General features: G+C 48.7%; 13 protein-coding genes. 7 read left to right on the top strand and 6 right to left on the bottom strand.

Going from position 1 to position 15,910, the window contains the following annotated elements:
- The first annotated feature begins 122 nt into the window (after nucleotides 1–122).
- The 3 genes from C7M51_RS15190 to C7M51_RS15200 all read left to right on the top strand — a co-directional run bounded on the left by C7M51_RS15190 (nucleotide 123) and on the right by C7M51_RS15200 (nucleotide 6,038).
- Nucleotides 123–2,144, top strand: coding sequence for a S8 family serine peptidase (locus tag C7M51_RS15190; RefSeq protein WP_160622506.1), 2,022 nt, complete (start codon nucleotides 123–125; stop codon nucleotides 2,142–2,144).
- 242 nt (nucleotides 2,145–2,386) lie between these two features.
- Entirely contained in the window at nucleotides 2,387–3,277 is an 891-nt protein-coding gene (locus C7M51_RS15195; RefSeq protein ID WP_160622507.1) for a helix-turn-helix domain-containing protein, read from the top strand.
- A gap of 367 nt (nucleotides 3,278–3,644) precedes the next feature.
- A complete protein-coding gene (locus tag C7M51_RS15200) occupies nucleotides 3,645–6,038 on the top strand; it encodes a glucose/quinate/shikimate family membrane-bound PQQ-dependent dehydrogenase (protein ID WP_160622508.1) in 2,394 nt (797 codons plus the stop codon).
- A gap of 198 nt (nucleotides 6,039–6,236) precedes the next feature.
- Here the strand turns inward: C7M51_RS15200 and C7M51_RS15205 are convergent, their stop codons facing one another.
- The 5 genes from C7M51_RS15205 to C7M51_RS15225 all read right to left on the bottom strand — a co-directional run bounded on the left by C7M51_RS15205 (nucleotide 6,237) and on the right by C7M51_RS15225 (nucleotide 9,506).
- The gene (locus C7M51_RS15205) at nucleotides 6,237–7,130 is read right to left on the bottom strand and encodes a manganese catalase family protein (protein WP_160622509.1); all 894 of its coding nucleotides are present in this window, start codon (nucleotides 7,128–7,130) and stop codon (nucleotides 6,237–6,239) included.
- Between the two features lie 73 nt (nucleotides 7,131–7,203).
- Nucleotides 7,204–7,710, bottom strand: coding sequence for a ferritin-like domain-containing protein (locus C7M51_RS15210; protein ID WP_160622510.1), 507 nt, complete (start codon nucleotides 7,708–7,710; stop codon nucleotides 7,204–7,206).
- A gap of 318 nt (nucleotides 7,711–8,028) precedes the next feature.
- A complete protein-coding gene (locus C7M51_RS15215) occupies nucleotides 8,029–8,211 on the bottom strand; it encodes a con-10 family general stress protein (RefSeq protein WP_141177315.1) in 183 nt (60 codons plus the stop codon).
- A gap of 332 nt (nucleotides 8,212–8,543) precedes the next feature.
- Complete coding sequence (locus tag C7M51_RS15220) at nucleotides 8,544–8,900, bottom strand: helix-turn-helix transcriptional regulator (RefSeq protein ID WP_244323742.1); 357 nt, start codon at nucleotides 8,898–8,900, stop codon at nucleotides 8,544–8,546.
- A 12-nt stretch (nucleotides 8,901–8,912) separates the two neighbouring features.
- Nucleotides 8,913–9,506, bottom strand: coding sequence for a TetR family transcriptional regulator (locus C7M51_RS15225; RefSeq protein ID WP_160622511.1), 594 nt, complete (start codon nucleotides 9,504–9,506; stop codon nucleotides 8,913–8,915).
- A gap of 466 nt (nucleotides 9,507–9,972) precedes the next feature.
- Here C7M51_RS15225 and C7M51_RS15230 point away from each other — a divergent pair, with 466 nt between their 5' ends.
- From C7M51_RS15230 to C7M51_RS15245, 4 genes are all read left to right on the top strand, one after another.
- Entirely contained in the window at nucleotides 9,973–10,842 is an 870-nt protein-coding gene (locus tag C7M51_RS15230) for a nucleoside-specific channel-forming protein Tsx (RefSeq protein WP_160622512.1), read from the top strand.
- Between the two features lie 657 nt (nucleotides 10,843–11,499).
- Complete coding sequence (locus tag C7M51_RS15235; protein ID WP_160622513.1) at nucleotides 11,500–12,297, top strand: histidine phosphatase family protein; 798 nt, start codon at nucleotides 11,500–11,502, stop codon at nucleotides 12,295–12,297.
- Between the two features lie 80 nt (nucleotides 12,298–12,377).
- On the top strand, nucleotides 12,378–13,184 hold the full coding sequence (locus C7M51_RS15240; protein ID WP_160622514.1) for a histidine phosphatase family protein: 807 nt from the start codon (nucleotides 12,378–12,380) through the stop codon (nucleotides 13,182–13,184).
- Nucleotides 13,185–13,353: 169 nt separating this feature from the next.
- Nucleotides 13,354–14,679: an OprD family outer membrane porin gene (locus C7M51_RS15245; protein ID WP_160622515.1), complete on the top strand. Its 1,326-nt coding sequence runs from the start codon at nucleotides 13,354–13,356 to the stop codon at nucleotides 14,677–14,679.
- 106 nt (nucleotides 14,680–14,785) lie between these two features.
- Here the strand turns inward: C7M51_RS15245 and C7M51_RS15250 are convergent, their stop codons facing one another.
- Nucleotides 14,786–15,430, bottom strand: a complete 645-nt coding sequence (locus C7M51_RS15250) for an RpiB/LacA/LacB family sugar-phosphate isomerase (protein ID WP_160623668.1) — start codon at nucleotides 15,428–15,430, stop codon at nucleotides 14,786–14,788.
- Nucleotides 15,431–15,910: the final 480 nt, after the last annotated feature.

The raw sequence follows: 15,910 nt of genomic DNA on the forward strand, positions 1-15,910 counted from the left end.
AACCAATTTGTAATTTTTTTGGCTTACTGATAAGTAGAAAGATCCGCCATATAAGGCGCAACTTGCTCTCATTTATCGAAAGATGTTTATAGCATCACAGTTAACTATTACTGGAGATAAGAATGACAACAGAGGTAAAAATTTATAAAACCCTGGGCTCTACCCCTGCTGTTTATGCTGAGGTTTTAGATTCAGACGCAACACAATACGAATTTGAACTCTATTTAAACAGATCGCTACTGGAAAAAGCAAAGCACAGTCATCCTAATTATCTTTTCAGGGTAAAGGATAGCGGAAGCTATTATATTGTAGTTAAAACCGATTCCTCTGTTTTACAATCCGATTGTGTCGCATTCAGTGCTAATGAGTTACGCCCAAAAAAACACGCTGCTGAAAAAGATCAGGTAACCAATAAGCTAAAAGGTATCAAAAGCATTTTTGATGATATTAACAAGTTCTATATTGAAATAAAAACGAAAAAAGGTTCGCACAGCAAACTGGCGGATGAAGTCAGCAAATTAAGCGCTGACATTACACTTAAGGAAAAAGTTATCGATACGAGTACTTTTCCTGCCTGGCATTCAATTCATGATTATGAATATTATCAGATCACGCAGCTTCTCGATCGATTAGACGTTGATGATTTTTGCGCTCAGCTGGAAAAATTAGACTATGTGATATTCTGCTCGATCACGCCGCTAACAGAAAATCTACCGTCGCCATTAGCCAGTGAAACGCCTGATAAAAGCGATGTGCAAAGTGACGACACTACCGTGACGCCTGATTTTTCAGCACTGCAAACGTATCTGGATGAAGGGCTCGGTATGAATATTCGTTCTGTCTGGCAACGGGGCACGACCGGTCAGCTGGCTACTATCAGGCATCTTGATTACGGTATCTACAAAAACCATGAAGATTTCCAGGAAGGGAATATCCATGTAGTTAACAGCCGTGATGAAAGTAATGACTGTAACCACGGAACAGCGTCAACAGGCTGCATTGCCGCCGGTAATAATAGTTTCGGCGTTATCGGTATTGCCCACTCCGCCGCTTTCTACTTTTACGACACCGATGATCTGGACAAAATTGTTCAGCAGGCTAACCCAGGTGATATTGTAAGCTTAGATATTCAATATACTATTGCCAATATCGGTAATCTACCGATGATCATCTCAAAAAGCTGGTGGGATGCGATTAAAAATTTAACTGAAAAGCAGGTCATCGTACTATTAGCCGCAGGTAACGGCAGTCTGGATTTGAGTGATAAAAACATTTGCCGTGACTATGGCGATTCCGGAGCAATATTAGTCGGCTCATGTAACTCGCATAACGGCGATCGAAGGTATTCATCCAACTATGGTCATTACGCCTCGTTAATAAATTCATGGGGTGATAGCGTCGTCACGACGGGTTACAGCTCGTTGCAGAAATTGCCCGGTAATAACAGAAATTACACAAATACTTATTCCGGAACGTCCAGCGCAACGCCTTTATGCGCTGGTGCACTGGCGCTGCTCCAGTCTCATGCTAAACAACGCGGGGTAATGCTTACGCCAGAAGCCATGAAGCTATTGATTGAGAGCTCTGATTACAACGAAGCGGCAGGAAAAGGAATTGGCAAAAGACCAAACGTAGCGCAGCTGGTTAAAATCATCGACAGCATGGTCTTACCTCCGCTTGCCAACGTTAACCCTTTCCCGGTTTCATCCGGCTATCTGAATTACAATCTTCATTTAAAAATTAATAAGGACAATGAGGCAAAGATACATTTTGACTATCGCTTTAGCGATATTATCGATACCGGTGTAGTCGTATATTACGATTCTGTCGGCCCTTCTGAGCTTGAATGGTATACTTACGGCTACAGCAAAATTAATCTGCCGGTAATAGATGAAGATGGCAATACCAACGTGGTCTATCTAAAGGCCAGTAAAGTAAATGCTGCCGGACGTTTTACCATGAACAGCGCGGCGGATGCGGCTGATGAATCACCGGGTGCATTTGACTTAGCCATTTCATTTAGCGTTAAAGATAACCAACATCTGGGCGGCACCGCCTGTAAAGGTGTTTTACCTCTCTACATTAAATCTGATGTATATGATGAATATAACCTCCCCGTGAGAGTAAATATATTTATTAATTAGTCAGTTAGTTAAGGTATGGTCCCTGGTTTATCTCACCAGGGACCTGTTAGCATAATGGTGTACAGGCGGCTCGATCTGCTCAAAAAAACATTTAAATAACCAATTATCTAACTTTCAGCAGCACTAAAAAACATAATATTTTACAGTGAGTGCCATTTTGTTACGCTAACTTTTGCTACATTAATCACCCGGAAAACTGTATCTAACAAAACTATAACAATCGTTACTGTCTGGGTGGCAAAATGGGTGCAACGCAAAAAACGCAGTACATTCAGGATCTGATCGCGTGGATTGAAGATAATCTGACGGAAGAGCTGAATATCGATACCATCGCGCAAAAATCAGGTTATTCAAAATGGCATATGCAACGGCTGTTTAAGGAGATGACCGGCCAGACCGTCGCCGCCTATGCCCGTAAACGGCGTCTTACTAAATCCGCTATGGCGCTGCGGCTAACGCGCCTGTCGCTGATTGATATCGCCCTGCGTTACGGATTCGATACGCAGCAAAACTTCACCCGCGCGTTTCGCAATCAGTTTGCCCTGACGCCCCATGCCTATCGTTATGCCAGCGAACTGAACACCGCCGCTTTTCATAGCCGTTTCCAGCCAGTAAGGGATAATACGCTGCGCCCGGAACTGGTTACGCTGCCTGCCAGGGTTATTTATGGCGAGAAAGAAGAATATCAGTGTTTATATGGCGATTTTGTCGAAGATAAACAACAGATTCTGAGCAACTATTTCAGTGATTTTATTCGGGATAATAAGGGAAGCCGTGCGTCAGCTTTTGTCACCCTGGAATTTGGTGCCTGTGCGCAGCGCAAAGAATATCACCGGGTTTCATTAATGCGTGGGCTGGAGCAGCGGGAAGGAGAATATTCCTTACAGGCGCAGCGTGATATTTTACCTGCCGGGCTCTGGTTAAAACTCCCTTATCAGGGCGATCCGCGGGATTTTAGCGCTTTTATTATTGAAGCCTATTATCGTCATCTGGCGCAGCCGGGTTTATCACGGCGTCCCGGTCCCGATCTGCAAACGTTCGATCTCATCAACTGTACACCGGAACGGCTGGTAGGGCATTTTTTCATGCCGGTTAGCAGCCATTTGCCCACTACGGCTCCGCTGGCTTCCTGAACAGTAAATAATCATCAGAAAATTCAGCGCTGCGCTTCTGGCGCAGCGCAATAAGCAAATAAAAATAACCTCAATTAGGATCTGGATAAAAATCAACCTCTCTTTTCGTCTCATCAACGTAACAGGAGGTTATTTTTCGCCCACAAATCAGCCACAGCTGCTATATAAAAAGCAACGATGGTTTTTTTCCGCCAAAAAACCATAACTTGTAACGCTTATTAATATAAAATTTAACGCATCAGGAACATTAAGCTCACAGGAAGAGCGATATCAGGAACACTGAACACCCGTACTTTATCTATCTGCTGGTACGCAACCGGACTGGTTGTTTACTTAAGTTTATGGCAACACTCAAGAGGACTACATTATGGGGAAAGACTCCTCATCTTTACGCGTGATACGGTTTTTAACCGTATTCTTCGCTGTGCTTTGCGGCGCGTATTTGCTGGTTGGCGGCCTTTGGCTCTCAACAATAGGTGGTAGCTGGTACTACATTATCAGTGGCATCGCGATGCTGGTAACGGCATTCCTGCTCTGGCGTCGCCACAGCGCCGCGCTGATCGTTTATGCGCTGCTGCTGCTGGGCACGCTGGCCTGGGCGGTCTGGGAAGTCGGCTTCGATTTCTGGGCGCTGGCACCGCGTACCGACGTCTGGGTAATTTTTGGTATCTGGCTGATCTTGCCGTTTGTTTACCGTGGTATTTCTCAGCACGGCAGCAAAAAAACGGGCGTTTCGCTGATGGGCGTCAGCCTGGTGATCAGCGCCGTGGTACTGGCCTGGGCGGTGTTTAACGATCCCCAGGAGATCAACGGTACGCTGCCGACGGCCGATCAGGCTGCGCCAGCCGCCGCTGACAGCACGATCCCACCGGGAGACTGGCCAGCCTACGGGCGCGATCAGGCGGGCACGCGTTACTCTCCGCTGAATCAGATCAACGAGAAAAACGTCAAGGATCTGCAGGTTGCCTGGACATTCCGCACCGGCGATTTAAAGACGCCGAACGATCCGGGTGAGATCACTAACGAAGTGACGCCGATTAAGGTCCGCGACACGCTCTATCTCTGCACCGCGCATCAGATCCTGTTTGCGCTGGATGCGGTGAGCGGAAAAGAAAAATGGAAGTTCGATCCGGGCCTGAAGCCTAATCCTACCTTCCAGCACGTTACCTGTCGCGGCGTTTCCTATCATGAAACACCGGCGGCGGCCAATACCGGAGCAGCTACGCCAGCGCTTTGTTCACGCCGCATTATCCTGCCGGTGAACGACGGTCGTCTGTTCGCGCTGGATGCCGAAACCGGCAAGCGCTGCCCTGACTTTGCTGATAACGGCGTGCTGGATCTACAGCACAAACAGCCGGTCACCACGCCGGGCGCTTATGAGCCGACTTCACCGCCGATTATCACCGATAAAGTGATTGTGATTGCCGGTGCGGTAACCGATAACTACTCGACGCATGAGCCGTCAGGGGTGATTCGCGGCTTCGACGTTAATACCGGTGCCCTGCTGTGGGTATTCGATCCGGGCGCGAAAGATCCTAACGCTATCCCGGCAGATGGCCAGAGCTTTGTGCCTAACTCACCAAACTCCTGGGCACCTGCGGTTTATGACGCGAAGCTGGATATGGTTTACCTGCCGATGGGCGTCACCACGCCGGATATCTGGGGCGGCAACCGCACGCCTGAGCAGGAACGCTATGCCAGCAGCGTACTGGCGCTGAACGCAACTACCGGTAAGCTGGTATGGTCTTATCAGACCGTACATCACGATCTGTGGGATATGGACCTGCCCTCACAGCCGACATTAGCGGATATCACCGACAAAAACGGCAACACCGTGCCGGTGATTTATGCGCCAGCGAAGACCGGCAATATTTTTGTGCTGGATCGCCGTAACGGTCAGCTGGTCGTTCCGGCACCGGAAACGCCGGTCCCACAAGGCCCGGCGAAAGGCGATCGCCTCTCTCCAACCCAGCCTTATTCAGAACTGACGTTCCGTCCGCAGCAGCACCTGTCCGGCAAGGATATGTGGGGTGCGACCATGTTCGATCAGCTGGTGTGCCGCGTAATTTTCCATCGCCTGCGTTATGAAGGTCCGTTTACTCCACCGTCCGAGCAGGGTACGCTGGTTTTCCCTGGCAACCTCGGCATGTTTGAATGGGGTGGCATTGCGGTAGATACCGATCGTCAGATTGCCATCGCTAACCCCATGGCGCTGCCGTTTGTCTCTAAACTGGTGCCGCGCGGTCCAGGCAACCCGATCGAGCCACCGAAAGATGGCGCGGGCGGTTCAGGTACGGAAACCGGCATTCAGCCGCAGTATGGCGTGCCGTTTGGCGTAGAGCTGAATCCGTTCCTGTCACCGTTTGGCCTGCCGTGTAAACAGCCTGCCTGGGGTTACATTTCCGCGCTGGATCTGAAAACTAACCAGGTAGTGTGGAAAAAACGTATCGGTACGGTACGCGATAGCGCGCCGGTGCCGCTGCCGTTCAAAATGGGGATGCCGATGCTTGGCGGCCCGGTTACCACTGCCGGTCACGTATTCTTTATCGCCGCGACCGCCGATAACTACCTGCGCGCTTTCAGCACCAATACCGGTGAGAAACTGTGGGAAGGTCGACTGCCAGCAGGTGGGCAGGCCACGCCGATGACCTATGAAGCCAACGGTAAACAATACGTAGTGATTGCGGCCGGTGGGCATGGATCTTTCGGCACCAAGCTTGGCGATTACATTATTGCTTACGCGTTGCCCGACGAGAAATAAGCTGCTCAGCAGTTAACTTAACCCCGGCCTGGTGCCGGGGTTTTTTATATCTGCGCCCCACGGCAGGCGGGTAGCACTGGCACTGGCACTGGCACTGGCACTGGCAACAAACGCTGGAGAGTAAGAATGTACAGAGAAAATCAGAAAGTAATATGGCGGAGGAATAAAGCAGGGCCGCTTTTCAGCGGCCCGGAGTGACTATTTTTTGGGTTTATTCAGCTCGCCATCTGGCGGCTGCGATCCCAGCTCGGTGCCGGTTGTCGGATTAACGTCCGGGTTCGAACGGGTACGCAGTACCATGCTTTCCAGATCGGCTTTTTCGCCTTCGGAAAGCATCACAGAAGCCAGCCCGTCGCCACCGTCAACCGCTGGCTGCGGATTTGCTACGTAGTCGAAATTCTCGTCGGAATTCCAGCTACCGCGCACTTCCCCACCTTCAGACATATTGAAGTAGGTGTTCGCATACTGCTCAATCGGCGGCAGTTTGCCCGGCGGGAAATTATTGCGAATCGCGTAGAGCGCTTTTTCAAAGGAGATCTGATGCGCAACTTCACGCGTCATCAGGAAGCCCAGCGCGTCTTTCACGCCCGGATCGTCCGTCAGGTTGATCAGGCGCTCATAAATAATCTTTGCCCGCGCTTCAGCAGCAATATTCGAGCGCAGATCGGCAGTGACTTCACCAATGGTATCGATATAGGCGGCGGTCCACGGAACACCGGCAGAGTTAGTCAGCGGCGGCCCGCCACCGTACAGCAGCGCGGTGGTATGGCTGTCGTTACCGTTGCCGGTTAAGGAACGATAAAGCTCCCCTTCCTGTTCGGTCCCTTCCGCCAGGGCACCTTTCGCCCCTTTGTTCAGCATCCCTACCAGCGAACCGATAATTTCAAGGTGGCTCAGTTCTTCCGTTGCGATATCCAGCAGCATATCCTTGCGGCCAGCATCGTCATCACCGAGACCCTGGGTGAAATAACGGCAGGCCGCAGCCAGCTCACCCTGTGGCCCACCAAACTGCTCAAGCAGCAGGTTTGCCAGGCCAGGGTTAGGCTCAGCCACGCGTACCGTGTACTGCAATTGTTTGACGTGTCTAAACATTGCTCACTCCTCTATTGGCGTTGCCAACCGCGGCAACCCCGATAATGGTGAAATGCCATTTCTGGCTTTGGTTTTATTTTTTCGCTTCGGTGTCCGGCTGTGCCGAGCGCACCATAAACTGTTCGGTAACGTCTGGCAGATGCGTCAGCGCCCAATCCGCCATCGCTTTTTCCTGCTCGCGGATTTGTTCAAATACGCGTGCGCCTTCGCTGTCCCCTGCCAGTTCAGCAGCGGCAATCAGTGAGGTGTAGCAGGCGATTTCAAACTGTTCAAAGACATAGCCGCTAATTGCGCCTTTAACCACTTCATCAGAGGCAAACATGCCGCCAACGGCCTGGCCCATAGCGGCGACTTTGCCCATTATGTCTTTCATGGTGGAATGAGAAGTATCCTGACGATCGATAACCTGTTGCAGCATCTGCTGTTGCTGACGGGTCTCTTCAATATGTTGCTGAAGACGGGCTTTCAGATCAGGATAATGTTCCAGGCGGGCGGACATTTTTTCCAGCATTTCTTCTGCTTGTTTTTCCATTGCATGCGCATCACGCAACCAGCTAAGATAGTTTTCCTGATAAGTCATATATTCACCTCGTGATAAGTGAGTCAGAAAATAAATCTGCCGTCATCAGTTAGCTCGACGTCAGAATCATCTCTTTTCCATTATTCATCGATAATTAGCCGATAAAGTTATATTTAACACCTAAAAAGCGTAGGCAGCAGATCCGTAAATAACAACCCTAACGGTAAAAATTTTGACCGGAGGCGATACCAGAGAAGAGCTTTAGGAATAAGCTTAAATTCGAAGGTAAGTCAAAACAAGAAAGGGGAAAATAATAAACCCCCGACGCAGATAAACCGCGCCAGGAGTAAATAATGGATAAATTAATAAGCTAAGAAATTAGCTGCCCTGCGGACGTCCCCCGCCGTGGCTGTTCTGCCCGCCTTTTTTACCGGCTTCGGATGCTTTTTCACGATCGTTTTTAAAGTTACCGCCGCTGTGCTGTCCGCCTTTTTTACCGGCTTCAGAAGCTTTCTCACGATCTTCAGCGAAATTACCAGGATTGCCACGATGTTCAGCCATTGTATTCCTCCTCGATATTCCATAAATAATATTCTTATCCACTACCGAAGTAGCGGAAAAGAATATTTGCGTGTTCGGATCTAAATCTAGTCGATAAGCGAAGGAATGCAAATGGCAAACGCAGCGGTAATAAGTTGATGATATTAATAAAAACGCAACGAAATAAGCGTTATTTTGAAAAATTTAATTACATTCAGACGTAAAAAACTAATAAGCTGTACAGCGTTAAACAGACGCAACGGTAAATAGCGCGTTAGCGTTCTGCTTATCTTATTACGCGGGAAAATGATTATATAGTCTGGCCCGGTAGCCAGCTATATTGTCGTAATGCATTACTGCCGACATTTTTGTCGAAACTCACCGGGTGTCATTCCGTAGTGACGAACAAAGGTTTTATGGAAGGTATCGTGGGAAGAAAACCCATGCTGAACGGCAACATATTCAATGGTCACATTATCTTCGATCAGCATACGCGCTGAGGCAACCAGCCTTTTCTCGCGGCAGAAAGCGGCCAGAGTTTTGCCGGTTGCAGCATGAAAATAGCGCTGTAGATACCACTTCGAATAGCCTGTTTTCTCTGCACAGTCATCCACGGTAATGCGACGATGCGGATTGCTCTCAATCCAGCGCATCAGCTCACGGATGACGCTGTAGGTAAACATTCTTTCACTTGCTACGCTTACGCCCATTACGATCTCCCTTTACAAAATATCCGTTGTTGGCTGTAGCTCCAGCCGAATCATATGAAGCAGGTTACTCTCCACAATATCTGGCTCACCGTTCAGCATACCGTGCATCGCCAGCGAATCCTGCCCCAGCGTCTGTGCAATTAATCTCCATGCCGTCGCCGCTGCCGTGTCATGGCAGCGCAGCAGCTTCTGCCGCATACCGCGCTCAATAGTATTGCTGACCGAACGGTGCCAAAGGCGCAGCGCATAAACGAAGATCTCATGCAATTCTTTATCCTGCTGGGACAAAATGGAGATCTCACGCCATAGCTCTATCTTGTGCTGTTCCTTATCAGGCTTTATCAGTAGTGCCAGTACCGATTCAATCCCTTCGCGTGCGGCGCTGGCCGCCTGATGTTCCAGCACTTTTTCGTTAACGATCGCGAGAAAAGCCTGGCACTTTAGCTGGTTAAGAGAAGTGAAATGACGATTAATATGCCCAATTGCCGCACCGCTCGCCTGCGCGATTTTGCGGGCAGTGACGGCGGCATACCCTTCCTTTTCAATTAATATGCGGGTGGCGTCAATCAGTAACTCTGCGCGCGCATCCGCCTTTAAATAGCTCATCCTTTTGCCTCGTCTGTTTTCATCGGCTCACATTGTGCCGATTTTTGAACAGGCGTTCAATATTTTTCTTGAACATGCGTTCAAGATTTTTACGACATTTCTTGAATACGGATACATTCTGCCGTATCTGACTGGCAGGCAAAACGCCAACGATCAAACGTTTGCGTACGCTACGAAAGCGTTTGCTTTTTGTTATAACCTGGTTTTGTGACACTATTTTTAACGTCAGCCTGCCACTTAGTGATCTACATCACAAAACAACTGAATCAAAATGAAACAAACTTTGACAAACGTGAGCAATATCTATTTTCTATCCGCAGGATACGGGCAACCTATGCGGGCTGCTCAGAAATATCCATAAGCCTTCCCTGGAGTGGCAGATAACAACATCTTCCCGTTCAACAATGAACACTGGTTCGCGGCCACCTCTGACTCAGCAGAGCGGCCTTTAAGCATGTGGTAACCCATGAAAAAGAAATTATTGATGGCTGGCGCGCTGCTGGCAGCGTCTTATAGCCTCACTTCCCAGGCAGAAACCAACGGTCCTGAGTATCTGTCAGACTGGTGGCATCAAAGCGTTAACGTCGTGGGAAGCAATCACACCCGCTTCGGTCCGCATCTGAATAACGACGTCTACCTGGAATATGAAGCCTTCGCGCATAAAGACTGGTTCGATTTTTACGGCTACATCGATATCCCTAACTTCTTTGGTGCCGCGAACAGCTACCAGCAGGGAATCTGGGATAAAGGTTCGCCGCTGTTTATGGAAATCGAGCCGCGCTTTTCTATCGATAAGCTGACCGGCACCGATCTGAGCTTCGGCCCGTTTAAAGAGTGGTACTTCGCCAACAACTATGTCTACGACATGGGACACAATAGCGATAACCGCCAGAACACCTGGTATATGGGTTTGGGAACCGATATTGATACTCATACCAAAATGTCGCTGGCGCTGAACATCTATGCGAAATATCAGTGGGAAAACTACGGCGCAGCCAATGAAAATAGCTGGGATGGCTACCGCTTTAAAGTGAAATATTTCCTGCCGCTGACCACGCTGTGGGGCGGGAATCTGAGCTATATCGGCTTTACTAACTTTGACTGGGGCTCCGATCTGGCAGATAAGACGCCGGGTTCCTTCCGCAGTAGCAATTCTATCGCTTCCAGTCATATTCTGGCGCTGGGTTACGACCACTGGCACTACTCAGTGGTCGCGCGTTATTTCCATAACGGCGGCCAGTGGGCCGATGGCGCTAACCTGAATTTCGGCGACGGGCCATTTGAAGTGAAATCAACCGGCTGGGGTTACTACCTGGTGGTAGGTTACAACTTCTAATCCGTTACGACCGGGGCGGACAGCTGCCCCGGTTATGTTTACCTGTTGGCTTATACACCGCGACAGGTAAAATCTGTTTATCCGATGATCCAGCCTGACACTTCCATCTAACAGTAAAATTTTATTATTAACCATAAAAATTTTGTTCATGTCAGGCAATCAAACCTGCCAATCATAATATCAATTATTTTTCCTTATCTAATATTTAAGCCTTAAGCTAACGATTTCGATTAATTATTTTCGTAGTTAACCCACTACATTACACATCTGCCAACGAAAAAAAGAAAATGTATAGTCTTTAATTCAATTACCAGTCCTAATCAAATAAACATTATTACGCACTGGTGACATAACTTATATTAAACTCATTCTTTCCCGGTTATCAGGTGATTTATCTTTACAGCTGGCCCTGCGTTTTTAACGCATGAGGAGAATCACAATTTTCATAAATAACCGTGCAAAGCTATTTATTTTTTAAACCACTGTGCTAGCGTATTTGCTCTGCGGATTGTTACTGTAACTACAGGCAAAACCTGCTTTTCTGAATAGTTCCTGGTGATCGTTCACCGTCGGGAGCTATTCAGAAAAGCAGGTTTTTTTTCGTATGGAAAATATCGTTAATCCCTTTTCTCGCTCGTTTAGAATAAGGAACGTTATATGAAAAAATGGCTTATTGCATTTACTCTGTTTCTCTCTACAGGTTCCGCCTGGAGTATGGAAAAAGCGGCCTCTTCAGCAACGGAAGACAGTGAGGTAATTACTCTCTGGCTGGCACGTCATGGCGAAACCTGGCTGAACCGCTTTGGACATGCACAGGGCTGGGCGGATGCTCCGCTTACCGAAGAAGGCAAAGAAACCACACGCTATCTTGGCGAAGGGCTGAAAGGTATTCCTTTTGACAGCTTCTATACCAGCGATGCCGGACGTCAGCGCGAAACCATGCAGATTGTAATAAAGCAGGCCGGTTTGCAGGCCAGTCAGGTACAGGAATTAACCGGCCTGCGCGAGGTTTTCTTCGGCAGTTTTGAAGGCACGCCAGAGAAGATTATGCAGGATGCCGGCGCGCGTAAAATGGGGCTAAGCGGACGCGACGGGCTGTTTGCCCAGCTTAAAGCAGGCACCTTCAGCGTCGATCGCTATATAGATGCCATTGCCGCAGTCGATCCGCAGGGCTACGCAGAAAACTTTAGCCAGGTAAAATCCCGTACCCAGACGGCGCTGCGCACGATCGTTGATAATGCAAAAAAGAACGGCGAGAAAAATATCCTGGTGGTCTCTTCTGGTATGGCTTTAATGGTAATGATCTCTGATTTGACGGACGATCCACGTAAAAATCATCCGCTACCCAACGCCGCAGTAATCAAAATGACCTATAAGGACGGCAAATTTAACGTCGTTGAACTCGGAACACAGCGTTATATCAATGAAGGAAAAATCGCGCTGGCTAAACAATAATTACCGGCATAGCTGAAGCTTTAGTTAATCTGAATAACGTTAGTCCTAATACAGGGACAATAAACAACAAGGAATATAGTATGAAAAAATGGCTGATTGCGCTGTCATTATTGATGGCGTGCGGTTCGGCATGGTGCGCTGATACCGCGGTTTCCCCTCAACAGGAAGAAGATGAAACCATTACGTTCTGGTTTGTTCGTCATGGAAAAACGCTGCTCAATACCCTGGATCGCGTGCAGGGCTGGGCCGACTCACCTTTAACGGAAGAAGGGAAACAGGTTGCCCGCTATTTAGGCGAAGGATTAAAAACTGTCGATTTTGATGGCTTCTATACCAGCGATGCCGGGCGCCAACGAGAAACCATGCAGATTATTTTACAGCAGGCAGGCAAGGAAACAATTCGCCCGATTGAGCTTCCCGGACTGCGTGAAGTGTTCTTTGGCAGCTTTGAAGGCGGCTTTAATAAAGATATGGCCGCTGCCGGTGCCGCCCAGCTGGGCTTGCCGGATGCCGCAGCCTTATTTGCCGCCATGAAAGCAGGCACCTTATCCATCGAAAACAATATTAATGCTATCGCAAGCGCCGATCCCTCCGGGCAGGCGGAAAGCTACCAGCAGGTAAAATCTCGTACCCAGGCAGCACTGCAAATCATGATTGAGAATGCACGACGTGAAAAGCAAAAGAACGTGCTGGCCATTTCCTCAGGTTCATCCATTCAGATAATGATTTCCGATCTTACCACCCGTCCCGAAAAAGATAAGCCATTGGCTAATTCCGCCGTAGTAAAAATGGTTTATCACAACGGGAAAATAGACGCTACAGAAATTGGTAACCTCGCTTATATCGAGGCTGGCAAAAAATCGCTGGGAAAGAAAGCCGGACAATAAGCGGATAATATTATTTTGGCGCTTATTACGGCAAAAAAACATTATTACAGGTCTACCTTAATTAATCGACTTATAAAAACCAAACGGAAAGATGTATTGATTTTATTAACCCACCCCTTTTAGTACTTTTCTGGCGGCAGTCTGCCGCCTTATTACAGAGAGTAAAAAGATGAAAATAAAAAAAACAGTTATCCTTTCCGCCAGCCTGTTACCTCTGTTTTGCCTGGCGGAAAGCGATGCTAAGCCTTTTATTAATGAAATCACAACCCTGCCATTATTAAGCGACAGCTCGCTTGATGTGTCATTACGTAACTACTGGAAATACCTGAAAGAAGATGCCGCCAACCCGAAAACCGTTCACGCTGGATGGGGCCAGGGTCTGACGCTGGATTACAAGTCGGGTTATATAGCGGATTTTATCGGCTTCGACGCTTCATGGTACGGTGCGGCAAAACTGGGGGCGAGCGATTATTTTAGCAGCCGCGGCATTTTGTATAAGTCAGGCTCAGAGAACAAGAAAAGTAACGCGCATGGCTTTAATAAATTTGGGCAGCGTTACGTGAAGTTTAAGTATGGCAGCGATAATTTTCAGCTTAAGGCTCAGGGCGGCTGGCAACGATTAAAAGAACAGGGTGTTATTTCGACCTCACTGCGCCTTTCACCCATCACCTACCGGGGCTGGAGCGGTGAAATGGCGTTGGGTGATTTCACCCTGCTGGGTGCCTGGGTCGATCGCTCTCTTTACCGTGACTCGCCTGAGCAAAGCTTTTTAAAAACCAATGACGGACGTCATATCGATCATCTTGCCAGCGGTGAACTGCGTTATAACAGCGATGCGGTCAACGTGCGCTATGCGCTGGGTGAAAGCGATGACTATCTGCGTCGCCAGCATCTGTTTATCTCTATGCCGCTGACGCCTTCCCTCTCGTTAGGCAGCCAGCTCTATTTTACGCGTGCGCTGGAAGCGTACCGCGTCATGGCTCCGGGCAAACGCGATTTTGACCACTCCGCTCGGCACTACGCGCTGGATCTCACCTGGCAACAGGACAGGTGGCGTTCCAAATGGGGGCTGGGCTATACCGAAGCCGCGAAAAAAGATGGCGTCGGCTTTTATCCGCGTCATATGAGCAAGCAATCTTTTGGCACCTTTATCTCTATGGCTTCCGCCGGTGATGACTATTTACGGGATAAAGAACTGATGATCGCTACCATGACCGATTATCGACTGACGAAAGATCTGCTGTCGGGAATTGCGGTTAACGCCGGACGCATCAATTATCTCGGTCACCCTATCACTACCGCTGAAATCAATCTCTACGGACAGTGGACACCTTCGCATCCCAGCCTGAAGAACCTGCGCGTCTGGGCGATGTTCGGCCCCGGCTGGTCTTATAAAAACATCAAGCGTAAGCCGGTTATGCATAATGGCGACTACAGCCATTCGCACTTTCTGGCCGGTGAAGTGATTATCGATTATAAATTTAAGATGTTCTGACTACTCGCGGCAAAGCCGGGTAATTCAGCACATCACCGATATACAAAAGCCAGCCGCCAGGCTGGCTTTAAAGAGCGAACAACGCTTAAAGCATGGGAAAAGCGTATTAAGCCTGACCCAGCACTCCGCGTACGAAGTTTTCAATCTCTTTATCCTGGCAGTTCTCAAAGAAGCACTGCTGGAAACGCTCGCCGCTAACGGCGGTTTTCACCAGTTCAGGATCGATAGCACGCAGCGTATCCAGATAGCTTTCTTTCACCACGGCAGCTTTAACCTGGTTCAGAATGCCAGCATTGCGCACCTGCGGTTCTTTACGTTCCGGCGGATAGCCCTGGCCTTTAACGCCGCTGAAGGCTTTTTCGAAGATAAAGCGCAGGTTCAGCTCAGCGCCCCAGCCAAAGCCTTTCGCAAAAGGCAGGGAGAGTGCGTTACCGTTATTGATCTGTGCGAACAGATAGGCGTCAGCCGGATCGATGCAGTAGCCGCATACTACGCCCGGATGAATGTTCAGTGACATCAGCGCGCCCTGACCAGTACCACAGCCGGAAACGACAAAGTCTACCGCTTTAGAATTCAGCAGGATGCTGGCCATAATCCCCAGATGGATATAGGTCAGATGATGATCCTGTTCATCGCTCATACCAACGTTGAATACCGGGTAGTCCAGCCCGCTCGCGACCTGCTGCAATTCTTTCAACACAATGGCGTTTTTCGCCGCCTGGCTGTTCTCCATCATCAACGCAATTTTCATCATTTATCCTCTTCGTTACATAGCGTTTATCAGGCTGACAGGACGCAGAGTTCCCCGCCCACATTTCCTGCATAATATTCATCCAGGCGCGCCCGCCGTGAGACATCGCTACGGCTGCGTCCTTCAAAATTATAAAACATCGTTTCATAATTTATGATTTGCTGTTCCTTATAGAGATAGCCAGGCTATTTTGCTGTGATTACACTCACATTTCTTCCGATCGCCCCTTTTTGTAAAGCGTATTTTGCGAGCCAGGCAACACTCCTTCCCGCCATAAAAATTTATGTGATCCGCCTTACATTTTCCGTCGAGGCTATCCCGAAGCGCTCCTGAACGGAGTATTATCGCACAATATGAAACATCGTTTCATTTTGCCTTAAGCACGGCAATCGTCAGGTGCTGTTTACCTCCGATCAGGAAGGCCAACCGGCACGCTATCTGACGCCCACCAGTGACAATTTTTTTAGCTAATCAGAATAA

Source organism: Mixta intestinalis (assembly GCF_009914055.1).
Lineage (GTDB): Bacteria > Pseudomonadota > Gammaproteobacteria > Enterobacterales > Enterobacteriaceae > Mixta > Mixta intestinalis.